We start from the raw sequence: 18,154 nt of genomic DNA, 5'->3' as shown, positions 1-18,154 counted from the left end.
ATGCTTACGATCATATCATCTCAGATCTTAATGTAACAACTCCTGCATCGCATGAGATCATGTTATTATTCGATCTGAACTTCCCGAAAAAAGTATCCCGTTCACCACGTTATTTTTAATCTAAAAGCGACTTAAAAAATGAAGAACTTATACATTACCCTAAGTTTTATGCTCGCCACTATGGCAATGAGCGGTCAGACAAAGGAAACTAAAGCAGCGGACAAGCTATATGCTAAACTGGATTATATTGATGCAGCAAAAGCATACGAAAAGCTAACGCCAAGCCCTTATGTTTACAAACAGATAGCAGAGAGTTACTATAACATCTTTAATTCTAAAGATGCAGTAACCTGGTATGCAAAAGCAACAGCAACGCCACAGGATGCTGAAACCTATTACCATTATGCTCAAATGCTAAAGGCAGAAGGTAAATATGAAGAGGCTAACAAGCAGATGCAAAAGTTTGCATCGTTAGCACCAAGTGATCAAAGAGCAGTTTTGTTTAACCAGGACCCAAACTATTTACCAAAGCTAAAAAGCCAAAGTAAATTGTTTGATGATAAAGTACTTGACATTAACGAAGACAAATACGGATCTTTTGGAGGTGTATTAGCTAATGATAATACTTTCTACTTTGCAAGTTCAAGAAATACATCAAGAAGAAATGCTGTAACAAACGAACAGCCTTATCTTGACCTGTATAGCGCTACTTATAATGCAAACGGTACTTTCAGTGCTCCGACAACAGTATCAGATCTTAATACGAAATGGCATGATGGTCCTGCTGCAATAAGTGCAGACGGGAACACGATGTACTTTAATAGCGAGAGCTTTAACGAGCGCAAGCAGTTTGAAAGAGATAAAGCAAACAATATTAAAATTGGCCAGATCTATCTTTACAAATCGGTAAAAGAAGGTGGTAAATGGGGCGAGCCTCAATTGCTTCCATTCAACGACAAGCGTTGGTCTACCATGAATGCATCAATCACTAAAGATGGTAAAACACTTTATTTTTCATCAAACAGAGAAGGTACTCTTGGAGATCAGGATATCTGGAAGGTAGAAGTTAAAGGTAACAACAGTTATGGTGAGCCTGTAAATCTTGGACCTAAAGTGAACACTGAGGGTAAAGAAAGCTATCCGTTCATTACAGATGATAACAAGCTATACTTCTCGTCAGACCGTCCAACAGGTTTTGGAGGACTTGATATATTTGTTATGGATCTTACAAAAGGTGGAGAAATTAAAAATGTGGGTGCTCCTGTAAACACAAACAAAGACGACTTTGCTTTTTCATTTAACACAACAAAAAACATTGGTTTCTTCTCAAGTAACCGTGCTGGGATCGATAAGTTATACATGGCTACTCCGGTATGTGGTGTAGAAGCTATTGTAATCGTTAAAGATGCTAAAACAGGAAGAGTACTATCTAACGCTAGTGTTTCTATACTTGATGATAAAAACAACGTGATAGAAACCCGTGCAGCTGGACCGGACGGTAAAGTTACTTACAGTGTAGATTGTAACAGGGCTTACACGATCCAGGCTTCTATGAGAGGTTATGAGAACAACAGCTTCCCTATTGCTAAAACAAATGGTGGTATTGTTAACGTAGCAGCAGATCTTGTTCCTATCGAAGTGCCTATCGTAACTCCGGTTATTGTACTTAATGAAATATTCTTCGAATTCAATAAGAGTAACATAACGAGAGAAGCGGCATTCGAATTAGACAAAGCTGTAGAGGCTATGAAAGCTAACCCAACCATTGTTGTTATGGTTAAAGCACATACAGACAGCAGAGGTACTGATAAATACAATATGAATTTATCAAACCGCAGAGCTAAATCTACAGTTCAGTACATCATCTCTAAAGGCATTGCTAATGAGAGAATCTCAGGACAGGGTTATGGCGAAAGTGAACCTAAGGTTAACTGTGGCGACAACTGTACTGATGAGCAGCATGCACAAAACAGAAGAAGTGAATTCCTTATTGTGAAGAAATAATTTTCTAAGCAATCATAGAATATAAAAAATCCCGCCATTGGCGGGATTTTCTTGTTTTAAGGCATTTTGTTCTTTTGCTAAGCAAAGTATGTGGATTTTGCTAAACAAAGTCTTAAATGGCTTTATTCTGTGCTTTAGAGCTATTTTAAGGTTGGGTTTGTAATTAGTAAACTTTAATGTTGTCGATAAAGTATCCTGTGCCGGATGAACCGTTTTCAATCGTTGCTTTTAAAGCAAGATGAACAGTACCCGAATGTCCCGAAAGATCGATAGCGCCAGAGTATATAAATTTATACCAATCGTTATATAAGGTTGGTGTTATTGCCTTTAGAGGTATCCATGTTGCAGTAGCTACATCGGTACTATTATAGTTGGTAGAAATAAAAACTTCCAGTTTAGCGCCCTGTTGTGCAAGATGATGCTGTGCCGATTGAAAGCTTAATGTTCTTTTTTCGTTACCCAAGGTTATTGCAGGCGTTATCAGCCATGTAGTAACAGCATCGGTAGTTGCAGCGTTTGCAACAAATTCGGTGTAGCCATTTTTGTCGAACACTTCTTCTTTCCAATATAGGCTTCCTGTTTCGGAAAAGTTGGTGAATCCCGGAATGTCAAGTTGAGTGCCATCCTGTGCTTCCTCAAAATCTTCCAGGTATACAAGAGGGGTAAAGGGGGCTAATGCGGTATCATCATCCTTAACACAGGAAGTTAGTGTCATCACTATGGCTGCCAATAATGTTATCTTAATTGAATTCTTCATGCTAATTAAAATTGATGTACAGGTTGATAAAGAAGGTACGGCCATAGCCATAATAGTATTTAGGGCCAAAAGAAGGCGTTCCACCTGCCATATCATTTTTTAGTTCTTCATAATTAGTATTCCTTGATTGCTCAAAACCGCCTGTTTTATAGGTTTTATTCAGGAGGTTATTTACGCTTGCAAAAAATCCGAAATAGGTTTTTCGGGCTACTTTCCACGACTTGCCTCCCACAATATTGAAGAGGTAAAAGGCATCAAATTTTTCCTGTTTTAGTAAACTTCTGGCTTCTTCTTCGCTTATACCTTCAAAAACATTTCCGGGACTATCCGGATTTTCAAAAAAATTCTTTGTTCGAAGTAATGCAGATGCATCAATATAATTTCCTGCAAGGTAATTTACATTTGCGCCTATCCACCAGTAGTTGGGGTCACGATATTCTAGTCCTAAAGACGCAGCTTGTTGTGGCATTCCTGGTAGTCTGTAATTTTTTAAATAAGCCTTGCCAAAATTTACGGTTGTTAAAGGCGAACCTATTACGGTAGTGCCGTCATCGTTACTGTTTATAACTGCGAGCGCATCGTTGTTTAGTGTTACATTAGGGTTGTTATTGTAGGTATATTGCCCGATTGCCAGCGATCCCATAATTTTAATGGTTCTGCTAAGCGGATATTCCATGCCAAGCTCAATCCCCATCATTTTCTTATTGATCCCGGTTACATTTTCGGCAACAAAAGCATCGGCATCTTCACCTTCAAAAATGCCTTCACCATAAAACGAAGACGTTTCGGCTGCATTTTGTATGGTCGAATAATATCCGGTAAGCCTCGCTTTGAATTTTTGCATCCTGATCACATACGTCATGTCGATGTTAGAAAGTGTTTCGTTTGTAATGCCGTCCATAACCGCGTTGTTAATGCGCGCATTAGCAAAGGTGTTGCGCAGTGAGGGCGCTTTACTCATACGAAGGGCATTAAGAAAAAACAAATGCCTGCCACTTAATTTATAGGTCAACCCTCCTTTAAAACCAAAATTCTCGAATGCCATTTTTTGGCTTTTGCCGAATGAATTAGCAGGGTACAATCCGTTACGATACAATCCTTCCCGTTGATAGTTGGATCGTGAAAAAGACTGAGCCAGATAAAAATCTACTTTGCTATAGGTGAACTTAAACTGCGTAAAAGCATCGATTACATCGGCAGATAAGTTATAATTGTAGCCAAAGGTATCGCCTTTACCCACTTGCCTGTCAGGGTTGTTAAGATCTGCCTGGGCAAAATCGCCTCTGTAAAAATGATCGATATCCTTAAAATACTGCCCACCTAAAAGATCAAGAAGGTTTTGATAATTGTGTGAGCGTAGCTTTTTATAAGCAGCTCCGGCATTTAACGTAATAACAGAAGACAGGCGGGTGTATAAAATAGAATTTGCGGTAAAAGTCTTGTCATCGGTACGGTCTTCATACAAAATGTAACTGCTGTGCCCATCGGTATTCAGGCTGTTAGCCATGCGCATTGCCTGCCAGTCCAGTTGCCTTTGGGTTAAAAACGGAGCATTTGCTGCTTCTGCCGGATCATCAAAATAATTTGGCGTTTTAGTGTAATAGGTTGGATCGGGGTTGGGTGCATTTTGGTAATCCAATCGGCTGTTGCCAATTTTCCCGAACTGATAAGCGATGTTAGACGTAAGGTTCGTTTTGCTGTTTATTTTCCAATAGTGGCTAAACATCATAACGGGTTCTTCGATATCTTTCTCTCGCGAATTACGCTTTTTGCCATTATCCCATCCCCAATAGGCATTGTATTTTACCCCGGCAATATTGGTCACTTCCTGTGTGTTGGGCGAGTTGCGGCCGCGGCTGCTTTGCGCATATATTCCGGTAAAGTTGAGGCTGTGTTTTTCATTGAATCGTTTTTCGAAACTAAGAAAGAGCGAATTGCCTTTATAATTGGTACCTTCAAAATAACCATTATCTGCACCGCGATGCGAAGCAGAAACAACATAGGCAAATCCATTTTTATTTAAACCTGATGCATGAGTCGCCATTGCGCGGTAATTGTAATTGGTATTTGTACCTGCAAACGATAGCCGCGTGCCTGGTTTGTAAATTGAAGCTCTGGTGTTAATTTCTTGTGTGCCCAGCAGATTGCCAAACGTATAGTCAGACGGTGCCGAACCCATTGTGAACTCCTGATTTCGGGTGGCATCATTAAGTCCGCCCCAGTTGGCCCATTGCGGTCTGCCATCATACACGCGGTTCATAGTAATGCCATTTATCATTGTTGTTCCGTACTCGCTATCGAGGCCGCGAATTTTAAACCGTGCCTGTCCCCAGTTAAAAGCAGCTGCCTGCTGAAATACATCGCGCGAAGCCTGTAATAGTCCGGCAGTAGTTTCAGATCCGCTGTTGTCATCACTAAGGTCATTATCTGTTAAGGTAATAATTCCGAGCTGCTGTTCTGTAGTAATGTCTTCTTCCAGAGTAATTATGCCGAGGTCAAGCGGTCTTCCGTTAATAACCTTTAAACTGAAAGTTTGTGGTATGTAATTGGGATGGCTGATAACTAATAGATGTTCACCATCTGGAATGCGGTCCAGTACAAAAATACCATCGGTATTAGTAAAGGTTGTCTTACCTGTGTTCTGTAATGCTATAGTTACAGCAGTCATGGCTTCCTGCGATTTTGAATCGATCACCCTGCCCAGTACCGTTGCTGTTTGTGCCTGTATTCCCTGTGTTTGCAGTAATAAGAAAATGAAGAGTAAAAGTCTGCCCATTAAAAATATCTGTAGGTTTTACCATGTTAAGTATGCCAAATGTAAATTAATTAAATATAATATTTACTTTAGATGAAAAATAACCATTAAAATGTCTAAAAACCTGACTGCCATTATTCTTGTACTGATGTCTGTGCTAACTACAGCAGGGCAGGAGAAGAAATTTAAGGTGCATACGGTAGCATTTTATAATGTCGAGAATTTGTTTGATACCATTAACGATTCCGGTAAGAGTGATGACGATTATTTACCCAATGGGTCTGAAAGCTGGACAGGCAAAAAGTACCGGAATAAACTACACAATATTGCAAAAGTGCTGTCGGAAATTGGCAGGGACGATGCTGCCGATGCACCTGTAATTATAGGGATTGCCGAAATAGAGAACCGTCGGGTTTTAGAAGATCTGATAAAACAGCCCGTGTTAATGGCTAAAGAATACAGTATCATTCATTTCGATTCGCCCGACAGCAGAGGTATCGATGTGGCACTGTTGTACCGCAGGAAATATTTTAAACCTACAAGTTACATCAACAAACCGTTGATCATTATAGACAGCCTTTCGGCGAATAACACTACAGGTAAAAAGAAAAAATCCCAGAGGATTTTTACCCGTGATCAACTTTTGGTTACCGGAGTATTAGATGGTGAAGAAATGCATTTTATTGTGAACCACTGGCCGTCGCGTTATGGTGGAGAAAAGAAAAGCAGCCCCAACCGTGAAGCTGCGGCTGCGCTAAATAGAAAGATAATCGATTCACTTTATCGCATTAACCCCTATGCAAAAGTGATCAGTATGGGTGATTTTAATGATGGTCCTTACAACAACAGCATAAAAAAAGTGCTGGGAGCTAAAGGATTAAAAGACGATGTTAAACCGGGCGGACTCTTTAACCCTATGGAAGAACTTTCAAGAAAAGGTGACGGATCTGTAGCATATCGCGATGCATGGGATCTGTTTGACCAGATGATCGTATCCGAACCACTTTTAAGTAAAGATTATACGTCCTATAGGTTTTGGAAAGCCCGCGTTTTTAATAAAGACTATTTAACGCAGCTAACAGGACAGTACAAAGGATATCCGTTACGGAACGGTAATGGGGAAGCCGGTTACAGCGACCATTTCCCGGTGTATTTGTATTTAATTAAACAGATGTAGAGGTGGTTAAAAACATATTTTGCATCTTTTGTTTCATGGCAAAAGAAAACAACTTACCTTTATTCTAAATTCAAAAAACATCCGCTCATGGCACTCATGAAACCCTTTAATCTTACTAAATGGATAGACGATAACCGCCATCTTTTAAAACCACCTGTTGGGAATAAAAATATTTATCCAATGTCCGACGATTATATAGTTATGGTGGTGGCTGGGCCTAACGCCCGAAAAGACTACCATTACAATGAAACCGAAGAGTTGTTTTACCAACTGGAAGGCAGTATAAAGGTCATTGTACAGGAAGATGGTGAGCGCAAAGAAATGGAAATGCATGCCGGCGATATGTACCTGCACCCCGGTAATATACCGCATTCTCCTGTAAGAAGCGAAGGGTCAATAGGGTTAGTGGTAGAAAGAGTAAGAGCCGGACGCGGATTTACCGACGGACTGCTATGGTTTTGCGACAACTGCAACCACAAACTTTATGAAGTGTTTTTTGAACTGCACAACATCGAAACCGATTTCCTGCCACACTACCAGCACTTCTATAATTCGGAAGAATTACGTACCTGTAACAAATGCGGAACGGTTATGGAAACAGACCCAAGGTATGTAGCCGAATAAAAAACGTTATCATAATATCATCTTTTTTTGCAATTCACCACATTGCAAACAATTAACCGTATCTTTGCGCCAAAATTATTTAAACCCAAAAATGGACGGATATCCCCCCATACGATTAATTGAATAACACATAGAGAATAATTGCATTCTCTATGCTAATAGAGTATGCATTATGATCACTTTCTACAAAAACAACAATGGTTTAGTTGAAACCAAAGACGTTGCAGGCTGCACATGGATAAGCGCAGTATGCCCAACACCACAAGAGCAAAAATACCTGCTCGAAGACTTAAAAATTCCAATTGCTTTTTATAATGATATTGAAGATATAGATGAGCGCCCCCGTATTGAAATAGAAAACGGCTGGTGCCTTATCGTACTGAGAATTCCTTTTGAAAGCGGCGACGAAAGACTACCATACAATACCACCCCGTTGGGTATTATCTTTAAAGACAATATTTTTGTATCGGTTTGTTTTACAGAAAATCACCTTATTCCCGACTTTATTACCTACAGCCAGCGCAAGCAGGCAGACGTAGAACATCATTTTGACCTGGTGCTTAAACTGCTCCTGTCATCAAGTATATGGTTCCAGAAATATCTTAAAAGAATCAATCATCGTATAAAAGTAGCCGAGAATAACCTTGAAAAATCCATTCGAAATGAAGACCTACAGGAATTATTGCAGATAGAAAAATGCCTTGTGTTTTTCATTACTTCGCTAAAAGGCAATGATATGGTGTTTTACAGGATCAAGAACCTAAAGAACCACAAAGAAACCTACGATCAGGAATTGGTTGAAGACGTTGAGATCGAATTAAGACAGGCTCAGGATACCACAAATATTTACAGTAATATCTTAACGGGAACGATGGATGCCTATGCTTCGGTTATTTCAAATAACCTCAACATTATCATGAAAAGGCTAACGTCTATTTCCATTATCCTTATGATACCTACACTGGTAGCGAGTCTTTATGGAATGAACGTACCCAATTCGCTACAGGACAATCCGTATGGTTTTGCGGTTATACTTTTGGTATCATTACTATTATCGATCATTGGTGTAATACTTTTCAGAAAAAAGAACCTGTTTTAAGAGCCGTTAGAGGGCACATAATCAATAAAGATTATTAAATTCTTATTTTTTAAATGGATAGCAGTTCATAAATTGCCGATATATCAAAAATCCATTATATTTGTAAAATATAACAATTCATAACAAAAAAGTTAAATGGCAACACTTACCGACCAATTTGGTATTCAGGACGCCTTATCCCAATTAGGCATAAAGGAGATTAACGATGGTACATCAACCGGAAGCAAGAGTTTTGCTAACGGCCATATTATAGAATCATATTCGCCGGTAGACGGTACATTGATAGCAAAAGTAAAAGCATCTACTGCAGATGATTACCAGGCTGCAATGGCAAAAGCAGAAGAAGCTTTTAAAACATGGAGACTGGTTCCTGCACCTAAAAGAGGTGAGATCGTTCGCCAGATGGGTAACGAACTACGCAAACACAAAGAGGCTTTAGGTCAGCTTGTTTCTTATGAAATGGGAAAAAGCCTTACCGAAGGTCTTGGTGAAGTTCAGGAAATGATAGATATCTGTGATTTTGCAGTAGGTTTATCACGCCAGCTTTACGGACTTACAATGCACAGCGAAAGACCAATGCACCGTATGTATGAGCAGTGGCATCCGTTTGGTACTGTAGGTATCATCTCTGCATTCAACTTCCCGGTAGCGGTATGGAGCTGGAACTCAATGCTTGCATGGGTTTGTGGAGACGTTTGTATCTGGAAGCCAAGCTCTAAAACACCATTGTGTGCTATTGCCTGCCAGAACATCATCAAAACAGTATTAGAAAATAATAACATCCCGGAAGGTGTTAGCTGCTTAGTAGTAGGTAACGAGTCTGGAGATTTAATAAACAATGACAAGCGTATTCCATTAGTATCTTTCACAGGATCTACAAGAATAGGCCGTCACGTATCTAAGACCGTAGCAGAACGTTTTGGTAATACTATCCTTGAACTGGGTGGTAACAATGCTATTATCGTTTCTGAGCACGCAGATATCTCTATGGTATTAGTAGGTGCGGTATTTGGTGCTGTAGGTACTGCAGGTCAGCGTTGTACTACAACAAGAAGACTTATCATCCACGAAAGTATATACGATAAAACAGTAGAAGTTCTTAAAAATGCTTACGGCCAGCTTAAAATTGGTAACCCGTTAGACAGTAATAACCACGTAGGTCCGCTTATTGATAAAGGTTCTGTAAAAGATTACCTTAATGCTATCGAGAAAGCAAAACAAGAAGGTGGAAAAATTATTGTTGAAGGTGGTGTTATGGAAGGCGAAGGCTACGAAAGTGGTTGTTACGTTAAACCATGTATCATTGAAGCAGAAAACCACTTCCATATTGTACAGGAAGAGACATTTGCTCCAATTCTTTACATCATGAAATACAACACTATCGAAGAGGCTATCGCGCTTCAAAATGGTGTTCCTCAAGGACTTTCTTCTTCAATATTCACTAACAACATGAGAGAAATGGAATTATTCCTTTCTCAGGCAGGTTCAGACTGTGGTATTGCTAACGTAAACATCGGTACATCCGGTGCAGAAATTGGTGGTGCTTTTGGTGGTGAAAAAGAAACAGGTGGTGGCCGTGAAAGCGGATCTGATGCCTGGAAAGCTTACATGAGAAGACAAACGAACACAATTAACTACGGTAAAGATTTACCATTAGCACAAGGTATTCGTTTTGATCTATAATCATCGTTCTAAACTATAAAGTGTTTATATTGAGGCTGCCTTTGGGCAGCCTTTTTTTATGCAGGAATTTATCTTGTATACTTAACAATACTTTATAATACCTCGCTACCCTATTTTGTACCTTTGGGTAAATTTTTAAAGACTATGCTTAATTTTGAACTTTATAACCCTGTAAATCTTGTATTTGGCAGGGGCCAGATTGCTAAATTATCGTCACTTATCCCTAAAAATGCCAAAGTACTTTTGGCCTATGGTGGCGGAAGTATTTTTAATAACGGTGTGCATGCCCAGGTAACAGAAGCCCTTACCGGATATGATATTACCGAGTTTGGTGGAATAGAACCCAACCCACGCTATGAAACCTTAATGAAAGCGGTTGACGTAATCCGTGAAAAGAAGCTCGATTTTATACTTGCCGTGGGTGGAGGATCGGTAATAGACGGGGTGAAATTCATCTCAGCAGCCGTAAAATTTGAAGGAGATCCTATCGATATTCTTCAAAAGAGAATAAGGATCGAAAACAATACCATGCCATTTGGTACCGTGTTAACGCTTCCGGCAACAGGCAGCGAGATGAACTCCGGATCGGTAGTTACGATTAACAAAACAAAAGAGAAACTAAGCTTTGGCGGACCGGCAGTTTTCCCGCAATTCTCTATTTGCGACCCTGCAACCGTAGCATCACTACCTAAAAAACAGGTACAAAACGGTGTTGTAGACGCGTTTACCCACGTTATGGAGCAGTACTTAACCTATCCGCACGATGCTCTTTTACAGGATAGGATCGCCGAAGGGATTTTACAGACGCTTATAGAAATAGGTCCGGCTGTAGCCGAAAATCCTGCCGACTACAAGCTGGCGGCCAACTTTATGTGGTGCTGTACTATGGCACTTAACGGATTGATACAAAAAGGCGTACCTACAGACTGGGCTACACACATGATAGGCCATGAACTGACTGCACTCTATGAAATAGACCATGCGAGAACATTGGCTATTATTGGTCCTAATCTATATCGCGTGCTGTTTGAAACTAAGAAAGAAAAATTAGCGCAATACGGCAGAAGAGTATGGAATGTAATGGAAACAGATACTGACAAAGCGGCTCTTGAAGCAATTGAAAAAACGGTTCAGTTTTTCCATATCATGGGAATGGACACTAAAATTTCCAACTATACCGCGGATTATAAGAATACGGCCGATTTTATAGTAAAACGTTTTGAAGAAAGAGGCTGGAAAGCTTTGGGCGAACGCCAAAATATAACCTTAGATAAAGTAAAGACCATCGTAGAGATGAGCTACTAAATAATAAAAGGCATTCCGGAGTTAACCGTGAATGCCTTTTAAACACCAAAAACAAAAATTTTATTTTAACCTTGTTGTACCCCCAATTGTAAACAAAAGTCTAATAGAATAACGGGGTGAATGCCATTAGATTGCAGGCCTTATTCATAATAAAAAGTTAATATTTTCTTAAATAGTTTTTTAACATATGCTCTTTATAAGCTCCTGAATTAAAAAACGGGAATACGTTTGTTAATTTTTGAGTATTTTTGGCTTCTCAAATAATTTTAAGTAAACATGAGTGATACTCCTAAGTTCGCTGTTATAGGTGGTGGAAGCTGGGCAACAGCTATTGCAAAAATGCTATGCTCTAACGTGTCGCAAATTGCCTGGTACATGCGTAACAACGATGCTATAGAACACATAAGGCTTCAAAAACACAATTCAAACTATTTGAGTTCTGTTGAGTTTGATACCAATAAACTATTGCTTACCAGTGATATTAACGAAGCAGTAGCCTATGCCGATTATATAATTTTTGCCATACCATCGGCATTTTTAAGTACCGAGCTGGAAAAGCTTACAGTGAGCCTTGAGGATAAGATTATCTTCTCGGCGATTAAAGGTATCGTTCCCGAAACCAGCCTTATTGTAGGCGAACATTTCCATGAAAAATATGGTATCTCTTATGATAATATAGGGGTTATTACAGGTCCATGCCACGCCGAAGAGGTAGCATTAGAGCGTTTATCGTATCTTACTATTGCCTGCGGAAACGAGAAAAAGGCAAAAATTATGGGTAAAAACCTTAATAGCCATTACATAAAAACAAAAACGTCTGACGATATTGTAGGTACAGAGTATGCTGCCATGCTTAAAAATATCTATGCTATCGCTGCCGGTATTGCACACGGTCTTGGTTATGGAGATAACTTCCAGGCACTGCTTATGAGCAATGCGATACGCGAGATGAAAAAGTTTATCCGTAAAGTGCATAAGATGAAACGTAACATTAACGACTCGGCTTACCTGGGTGACCTTTTGGTTACCGGCTATTCTGTATTCTCAAGAAACAGGATGTTTGGTAACATGATAGGGAAGGGATACACGGTAAAATCGGCACAAATGGAAATGAGTATGGTTGCCGAAGGATACTATGCGGCAAAAAGTGCTTACAATCTTAATAAAGAATATGAGGCAAAAACACCTATCATCGATGCCGTTTACAGCATTTTGTATGAAGGTAAGGATGCCAAATCTGTTTTCAGCAAACTAACCGAAAAACTGGATTAAAAACCACAGCTTATGGACCACATGATCAACCATCCCGGCGTATTGACAGCATTTTCAATAATAGTGGTAATCATGCTCCTGCTGGATCTTGGTGTTTTTAACCGGAAAAGCCATGAGATCTCTAATAAGGAGGCCTTAGCCTGGTCTATTGTATGGATATCACTGGCTATGATCTTTAGTGGTGTTATTTATTATTTTCTGGGTTTTGTTCAGTTTACGCAGTTTCAAAGTGCCTACTGGATAGAAAAGGCCCTCTCTGTAGATAATCTCTTTGTTTTTATACTTGTCTTTGGATTTTTCAATGTACCCAAGCACCTGCACCACAAAGTGTTGTTTTGGGGAATCATTGGCGCATTAGTATTCCGGGCGATATTCATCTTTACGGGCGTAGAGCTCATAAACATGACCTACCTGCCCTCAATGGAGGTTTTAGGCTACAATGTGCGCATTAACGTAGTTTTGTCCATATTTGGCTTCTTTTTGGTTTTTGCGGGTATTAAATCGTGGTTTGCCAACCAGGATGACGATGAGAATAAAGATTTTTCTAAAAGTCCCGGAGCGCGGTTAGTTTACCGTTTCTTTAAAGTGAGCAAAAACTATCATGGCGATAAGTTTTTTACTAAGGAAAATGGAGAAAAAATTGCCACACCATTACTGGTAGTGGTTGCTGTTATTGAATTTACCGACCTTATTTTTGCTGTAGATTCTATTCCCGCCATATTTGCCATAGCACCAAACGATCCTTTTATTCTGTATACCTCAAACATTTTTGCCATACTTGGATTAAGAGCATTGTATTTTTTACTGGCCAACTTTATGCATATGTTTAGTAAGCTTAAGTATGGTCTAGCAATTATACTGGCGTTTATAGGTGTAAAAATGCTTATCAATCCGTTTTATCATATATCTTCACCACACTCCCTAATTGTTGTAGGCAGTGTGCTTATACTGGCTGTAATAATATCGTTGCTATTCCCAGAACCTAAAAAGGAGTAATTGTATTAAATATTGTGAAATAACTATAAATAAAAAGGAATGCAGATTGCGTTCCTTTTTATTTATAAATCGGTAGATAAATGAATTTACTTAACCCATAAACTATCTGTATAATAATGCCTGCAGTCCAGGAAGTTATTTTTTACGGTAAAGCCTGTAGCTTCTGCAAGGGCATTTATTTCTTCAAAGCTGTATTTTCTGGAAAGCTCTGTCCATATCAATTCGTCCTTTTCAAGATGAAAGGTTGTGTCCAGTACTTTACTGTAAAAACTTTGTTTTTTAAGGCTTACTAAATAACTGTTTACCTCCCCGTTTTTAGGGTTGTAATTGCTGTAAAAGTCAAACTGGTCTGATAAAATATCGGCTTCAAGTTCACGGCTCATGCGTTGCAGCAGGTTCATGTTAAAAGAACGGGTAATGCCATGCGGATCATCATAAGCCAGCTGAATTATTCTTGGATTCTTTTTAAGATCCATGCCCATAAGCAGCATATCGCCTTTTTTCATATCGGCATTAAAACGCTCAAGAAGGTCTATGGCTTCATCTTTCTTATAATTACCGATGTTGCCACCCAGAAAAAGAAATAAGTTGGGTAATGTACCTGCAGATAGTTCGTTAAGTACTTCAAAATAATCGCCGGTGCGGGGCTGTATGTCCAGATTCGGTAAAGCGGTTTTCATATTTTGCTGTAGAGCATCATTAGCTTCCTGCGATATATCGATAGGAATGTAAGTAAACTGAGCTTTTTTGTCCATAAAAGCCTTAAGCAGCTGTCGGGTTTTTATACCGTCGCCACTGCCAAATTCTACAATATTAAATTTTGTGGTAAAATTAATGGTATCAAATATGTTACCTGATTGCTGCGATAGTATTTCAAATTCGCATGCAGTAGGGTAATACTCCGGCATTTGCATGATCTGCATAAAAATCCGACTGCCATTATCGTCATAGAAATATTTAGACGATACATGTTTTTCTTTGGTAGTCAGTCCTTTTAGCACATCTTCGGCAAAGTGAGAGTGTTGGGGGGTATTCATGAAATTACAATTTTGCGAGTCGGATGCCATTAAATTGCCAACGTTCCTCAGGGTGAAAAAAATTACGATATGTAGTGCGGCTGTGATGTGGTGGTGTAGCGCAAGAGCCGCCGCGCAACACCATTTGATTGATCATGAACTTGCCGTTATATTCGCCAACAGCCCCTTCTGTTTTTCGAAAACCGGGATAAGGCAGGTAAGCACTATGTGTCCATTCCCAGCGTTTGCCCCAGTCCAGGCTGGGTGCAGCAACTTCCCACTCAAATTCTGTAGGCAGGCGCATCTTTTTCCATTCGGCATAAGCGGCTGCTTCATAAAAACTCACGTGGGTAACAATAGCATTAGGGTGAATATCCTGTATACCGGCAAGGGTGTAGTGCTGCCATTTGCCATCGGCTTTATGCCAGTACAGTGGGGAATTGATTTTGTTTTCGTTTACCCATTTCCATCCTTCATCCAGCCAGTAGTTAAAATTCTCATAGCCGCCGGCTTCCATAAACTCAAGGTATTGAGCATTAGTAACCAGTGCATTTTCAATTTCAAAAGGCTGCAGGTATACTTTATGTGGGGCTAGTTCATTATCAAAACAAAAACCATCTTCTTCAAAACCTATGCCATACACACCTTCGGAAATTGTTAAAAAACCGCTCGATTCATTTTGCTGATTTTCCCATTCTACCTCATCACTATACACGGGAGAAATGGGATTACAGGAAAAAATATATTTAATATCGGTCAGTAACAATTCCTGATGCTGCTGTTCATGGTTAATACCCATTTCGGTAAGGTCATGGAAATCGGTTTTTTCGGCTTTCATTTGTAATAACAGCTCCATGTGCATGTCTACATAATTGCGGTACTTCATCACGGTAGATGTTGCAGGACGGGTTATAGACCCTCTGTTTTCACGCAACACCCTTTTACCCACATTGTTGTAGTAGCTGTTAAATAGAAAACAAAAATCTTCATTGAAAACCGTATAGCCCGCAAGATATTTCTTTAGGATAAACTCTTCAAAGAACCAGGTTGTGTGAGCAAGGTGCCATTTGGGCGGACTCACAAACGATACCGGCTGCGGAACATAGTCTTCAGGATGTAAAAGACTGCATAATTGTTCAGTATGTTTTCTGGCAGAATGGTATTGGTCTAAAAGTGTCATGATCAAAATATTAGTCCTACTAAATTACACATTATGACGGGGGTGTAATTTTTTCTCATTTCTTTTAACACAAAAAATAACAATTTTCTGTACTGTCCGCGCAACCTTTTTAATTTTTGTGTATCTACTAAAAAAGACTGCTATGAAAAAGACTATAATCCTGTAAGGAATATAGAAGTAAAGGTCTTTTTAGTTTCATGTGCTAGCCCATTAGCCTGTGGAATTATGATAGAATAGTTCAAAAGTTGTGTTTTGTAAAAAAGGGTCGTGTTAACAGCGACCCTTTTTTTTACAGGGTTTTAGCCACAAGTTTATATTTATTCTAAATATAAATAAACATCAACATTTTGTTTATTAAGAAATTGCTCTACATTTGCACCCGAATTACAAACAAATAAAAAATAAGCACAATGCGTTTTACTCAACCTACATATAAGCTAACAAATACAGGTAACATTGTTACTGTATCAGGGCCGGGTTGTGTGTGCCACGTTTTTAGATAAGAAATTACTCTATTAAATATACAACCCGGATCTGTAAAGCTCCGGGTTTTTTTATGCTATGATGATAAATAAATTACATAATCTATACAGCTCCTCAAGTGATTGGGGGTACAGCAATTATTGTAAGGAACCGATTATTCCCTTGTGAAAGGAGGAATGTGCCTATGTGTAGGCTAAAGCCCGGTTCTGTAATGGTTCCGGGCTTTTTTATTTTCTCAAAATTCCATGATAGATAGCATAGCGAGATATAGAAGGAGCAAAAAGATAAAAACATAAAATAAATAAATGATCAAAAGAACAAAGGGTATCACTTAGTAGTAAGTGCTGCCGCAAATGGCAAAGCGATGGAAACACAGGCAGTAGCAATAGCAGTAAACAACAGGGCATCAGTATTTGAAGCCCTTGTAGAAAGAACATTCAGGGAGCAAAATACATTCCAGGGGTTTGAAGGCACGATAGAAAGCGTGCTGAGGGTTCATTTCTCGAGAATGAGCGCGCAAAACCATGTATGGAAAAGGGAAACCTTTAGGGATTTGCTTTTAATGTTCTATGCAAAAAAATGCTACACCGTGTTAAGAAACCCCGCTTATATTGAGGTATTGGCAAACATAAGTGCTTTTGGAAACAAAACAGTAAGAGACATAACAAGCTGGAAAAAAGACAGTTTAACGGCCGAAGGTCAGTTGTCATCTATCATAAGGCACTGTTTTGCACAATTTGAAGTACCGGCATTTATGGAAAATGCTTTTGGAGACGAAAGTAAAGTACAAATGTTGTGGTACATACAATTGGGCAGGGGCGATAGTGTACAGCAGTTGAGCGCTTTCCCGGTGGCGTTTACCAAAAGAATGGCGCACGAATTTAGGTCTACTATAAGAGATTGCAGTATACCAAAAGCGATTAGAAGGGCACAGGCTTTAGGCTACAATGCTACTGTAAACAGGGCCGATGCTATTGCGTGGTCTACATTGTCTGACAGTTTTGAGAACGAAGCATTTTACAGTACAGTAGTACAGTTTATGGCAAATGTAACTGATGATGTAACCTTCGATAAATTGCAGGGAGTATTGGAATTCATTGCATCCGAAAAAGCGGCTAGTGCTGCATACAGCATGAAAGGCAGAACATGGGGTGCCTTGGTGAGACAATCTGCCGAATGGCATATACAAATGGCCAAAAAGCGTGAAGCCGAAGGGTTTAGTGAATGGAAGCTGGCCCCAATAAGCAACTATGTAGTTGATGAAGGCGATTGTGTGATAAAGATTGTTCAGCTTACCACCTCTTTAGCCTTGTATGAAGAAGGTTGCGAAATGTCGCACTGTGTGGCAGATTATGATGTTGATTGTGCGGAAGGAATAAATGCAATCTTTTCTGTTAGAAGGTTTACAAAAGGCGAAACAGCCTTTGAAACTCTTGCAACGCTTGAGGTTTTTTTGAGAGGCATGGAAATAGTTGAGGCCAAAGGCAGGTTTAACGAAATGATTTGTGAAACCTCTCATCAAATAATACGCGAGTGGGCATTAAGAGAAAGGCTTGCATTGTGTTATGATTTTATAACATCTGCACAAATGGCTGCGATGCAGGCTGCAGTACCGGCATTTCCCGGAGTAGGCAACGAGCAGGAGATACAGTTAAATAACTATGCAAGAGCACTTGAAGAAAGGCCTGCTTACAGGAATACCAATGACAGTTCTGGCTGGGATACAAAAACAATTTGTATGATCATTTTTATTGCTGTCAAGATATTGATCGCATTTTCAAGATGCAGTAACTAAGGCAGTGT

13 protein-coding genes and 1 pseudogene are annotated in these 18,154 nt (G+C 39.4%); 10 read left to right on the top strand and 4 right to left on the bottom strand.

The window, feature by feature from the left end:
- Both EPI11_RS19305 and EPI11_RS12480 read left to right on the top strand, forming a co-directional pair.
- A pseudogene (locus EPI11_RS19305) lies at positions 1-119 on the top strand (PorP/SprF family type IX secretion system membrane protein); the annotation flags it as partial.
- Between the two features lie 19 nt (positions 120-138).
- Positions 139-2,004: an OmpA family protein gene (locus tag EPI11_RS12480; RefSeq protein ID WP_128390311.1), complete on the top strand. Its 1,866-nt coding sequence runs from the start codon at positions 139-141 to the stop codon at positions 2,002-2,004.
- Positions 2,005-2,167: 163 nt separating this feature from the next.
- Here EPI11_RS12480 and EPI11_RS12475 read toward each other — a convergent pair whose 3' ends face one another.
- On the bottom strand, positions 2,168-2,761 hold the full coding sequence (locus EPI11_RS12475; RefSeq protein WP_128390310.1) for a choice-of-anchor J domain-containing protein: 594 nt from the start codon (positions 2,759-2,761) through the stop codon (positions 2,168-2,170).
- 1 nt (position 2,762) lies between these two features.
- Complete coding sequence (locus EPI11_RS12470) at positions 2,763-5,537, bottom strand: TonB-dependent receptor (protein WP_128390309.1); 2,775 nt, start codon at positions 5,535-5,537, stop codon at positions 2,763-2,765.
- 91 nt (positions 5,538-5,628) lie between these two features.
- On the opposite strand from EPI11_RS12470, the gene EPI11_RS12465 reads away from it, so the two are divergent.
- The 7 genes from EPI11_RS12465 (at position 5,629) to EPI11_RS12435 (ending at position 13,672) form a co-directional block, all read left to right on the top strand.
- Positions 5,629-6,693: an endonuclease/exonuclease/phosphatase family protein gene (locus tag EPI11_RS12465; RefSeq protein ID WP_128390308.1), complete on the top strand. Its 1,065-nt coding sequence runs from the start codon at positions 5,629-5,631 to the stop codon at positions 6,691-6,693.
- A gap of 87 nt (positions 6,694-6,780) precedes the next feature.
- Positions 6,781-7,317 carry a 3-hydroxyanthranilate 3,4-dioxygenase gene (locus tag EPI11_RS12460; RefSeq protein ID WP_128390307.1) on the top strand — a complete coding sequence of 179 codons (537 nt, stop codon included), beginning with the start codon at positions 6,781-6,783 and terminating at the stop codon, positions 7,315-7,317.
- 172 nt (positions 7,318-7,489) lie between these two features.
- Entirely contained in the window at positions 7,490-8,416 is a 927-nt protein-coding gene (locus EPI11_RS12455) for a magnesium transporter CorA family protein (RefSeq protein ID WP_128390306.1), read from the top strand.
- Between the two features lie 135 nt (positions 8,417-8,551).
- Positions 8,552-10,099 (top strand): L-piperidine-6-carboxylate dehydrogenase, encoded by a 1,548-nt coding sequence (amaB, locus tag EPI11_RS12450; protein ID WP_128390305.1) that lies wholly within the window; start codon positions 8,552-8,554, stop codon positions 10,097-10,099.
- Positions 10,100-10,243: 144 nt separating this feature from the next.
- Positions 10,244-11,404, top strand: a complete 1,161-nt coding sequence (locus tag EPI11_RS12445) for an iron-containing alcohol dehydrogenase (protein WP_128390304.1) — start codon at positions 10,244-10,246, stop codon at positions 11,402-11,404.
- A gap of 276 nt (positions 11,405-11,680) precedes the next feature.
- Entirely contained in the window at positions 11,681-12,676 is a 996-nt protein-coding gene (locus tag EPI11_RS12440) for an NAD(P)H-dependent glycerol-3-phosphate dehydrogenase (RefSeq protein WP_128390303.1), read from the top strand.
- A gap of 12 nt (positions 12,677-12,688) precedes the next feature.
- Positions 12,689-13,672: a TerC/Alx family metal homeostasis membrane protein gene (locus EPI11_RS12435; protein WP_128390302.1), complete on the top strand. Its 984-nt coding sequence runs from the start codon at positions 12,689-12,691 to the stop codon at positions 13,670-13,672.
- A gap of 86 nt (positions 13,673-13,758) precedes the next feature.
- Here the strand turns inward: EPI11_RS12435 and EPI11_RS12430 are convergent, their stop codons facing one another.
- Both EPI11_RS12430 and egtB read right to left on the bottom strand, forming a co-directional pair.
- A complete protein-coding gene (locus tag EPI11_RS12430; protein WP_128390301.1) occupies positions 13,759-14,709 on the bottom strand; it encodes an L-histidine N(alpha)-methyltransferase in 951 nt (316 codons plus the stop codon).
- A 4-nt stretch (positions 14,710-14,713) separates the two neighbouring features.
- Positions 14,714-15,868, bottom strand: a complete 1,155-nt coding sequence (gene egtB, locus EPI11_RS12425; RefSeq protein WP_128390300.1) for an ergothioneine biosynthesis protein EgtB — start codon at positions 15,866-15,868, stop codon at positions 14,714-14,716.
- 847 nt (positions 15,869-16,715) lie between these two features.
- Between egtB and EPI11_RS12420 the strand changes: the two genes are divergently transcribed.
- Positions 16,716-18,146: a PcfJ domain-containing protein gene (locus EPI11_RS12420; RefSeq protein WP_128390299.1), complete on the top strand. Its 1,431-nt coding sequence runs from the start codon at positions 16,716-16,718 to the stop codon at positions 18,144-18,146.
- Positions 18,147-18,154 lie beyond the last annotated feature (8 nt).

This window comes from Flavobacterium cerinum, from assembly GCF_004028155.1.
Classification (GTDB): Bacteria; Bacteroidota; Bacteroidia; order Flavobacteriales; family Flavobacteriaceae; genus Flavobacterium; species Flavobacterium cerinum.
The sequence above is the reverse complement of the archived record's forward strand: the minus strand, read 5'-3'. Positions and strand labels throughout refer to the sequence as shown.

What these genes read in the sequence shown, in the direction of transcription:
- EPI11_RS12480 (WP_128390311.1), top strand. Translation starts at nt 139, where the DNA reads ATGAAGAACTTATACATTACCCTAAGTTTTATGCTCGCCACTATGGCA.
- EPI11_RS12475 (WP_128390310.1), bottom strand. Translation starts at nt 2,761, where the DNA reads ATGAAGAATTCAATTAAGATAACATTATTGGCAGCCATAGTGATGACA.
- EPI11_RS12470 (WP_128390309.1), bottom strand. Translation starts at nt 5,537, where the DNA reads ATGGGCAGACTTTTACTCTTCATTTTCTTATTACTGCAAACACAGGGA.
- EPI11_RS12465 (WP_128390308.1), top strand. Translation starts at nt 5,629, where the DNA reads ATGTCTAAAAACCTGACTGCCATTATTCTTGTACTGATGTCTGTGCTA.
- EPI11_RS12460 (WP_128390307.1), top strand. Translation starts at nt 6,781, where the DNA reads ATGGCACTCATGAAACCCTTTAATCTTACTAAATGGATAGACGATAAC.
- EPI11_RS12455 (WP_128390306.1), top strand. Translation starts at nt 7,490, where the DNA reads ATGATCACTTTCTACAAAAACAACAATGGTTTAGTTGAAACCAAAGAC.
- amaB (WP_128390305.1), top strand. Translation starts at nt 8,552, where the DNA reads ATGGCAACACTTACCGACCAATTTGGTATTCAGGACGCCTTATCCCAA.
- EPI11_RS12445 (WP_128390304.1), top strand. Translation starts at nt 10,244, where the DNA reads ATGCTTAATTTTGAACTTTATAACCCTGTAAATCTTGTATTTGGCAGG.
- EPI11_RS12440 (WP_128390303.1), top strand. Translation starts at nt 11,681, where the DNA reads ATGAGTGATACTCCTAAGTTCGCTGTTATAGGTGGTGGAAGCTGGGCA.
- EPI11_RS12435 (WP_128390302.1), top strand. Translation starts at nt 12,689, where the DNA reads ATGGACCACATGATCAACCATCCCGGCGTATTGACAGCATTTTCAATA.
- EPI11_RS12430 (WP_128390301.1), bottom strand. Translation starts at nt 14,709, where the DNA reads ATGAATACCCCCCAACACTCTCACTTTGCCGAAGATGTGCTAAAAGGA.
- egtB (WP_128390300.1), bottom strand. Translation starts at nt 15,868, where the DNA reads ATGACACTTTTAGACCAATACCATTCTGCCAGAAAACATACTGAACAA.
- EPI11_RS12420 (WP_128390299.1), top strand. Translation starts at nt 16,716, where the DNA reads ATGGAAACACAGGCAGTAGCAATAGCAGTAAACAACAGGGCATCAGTA.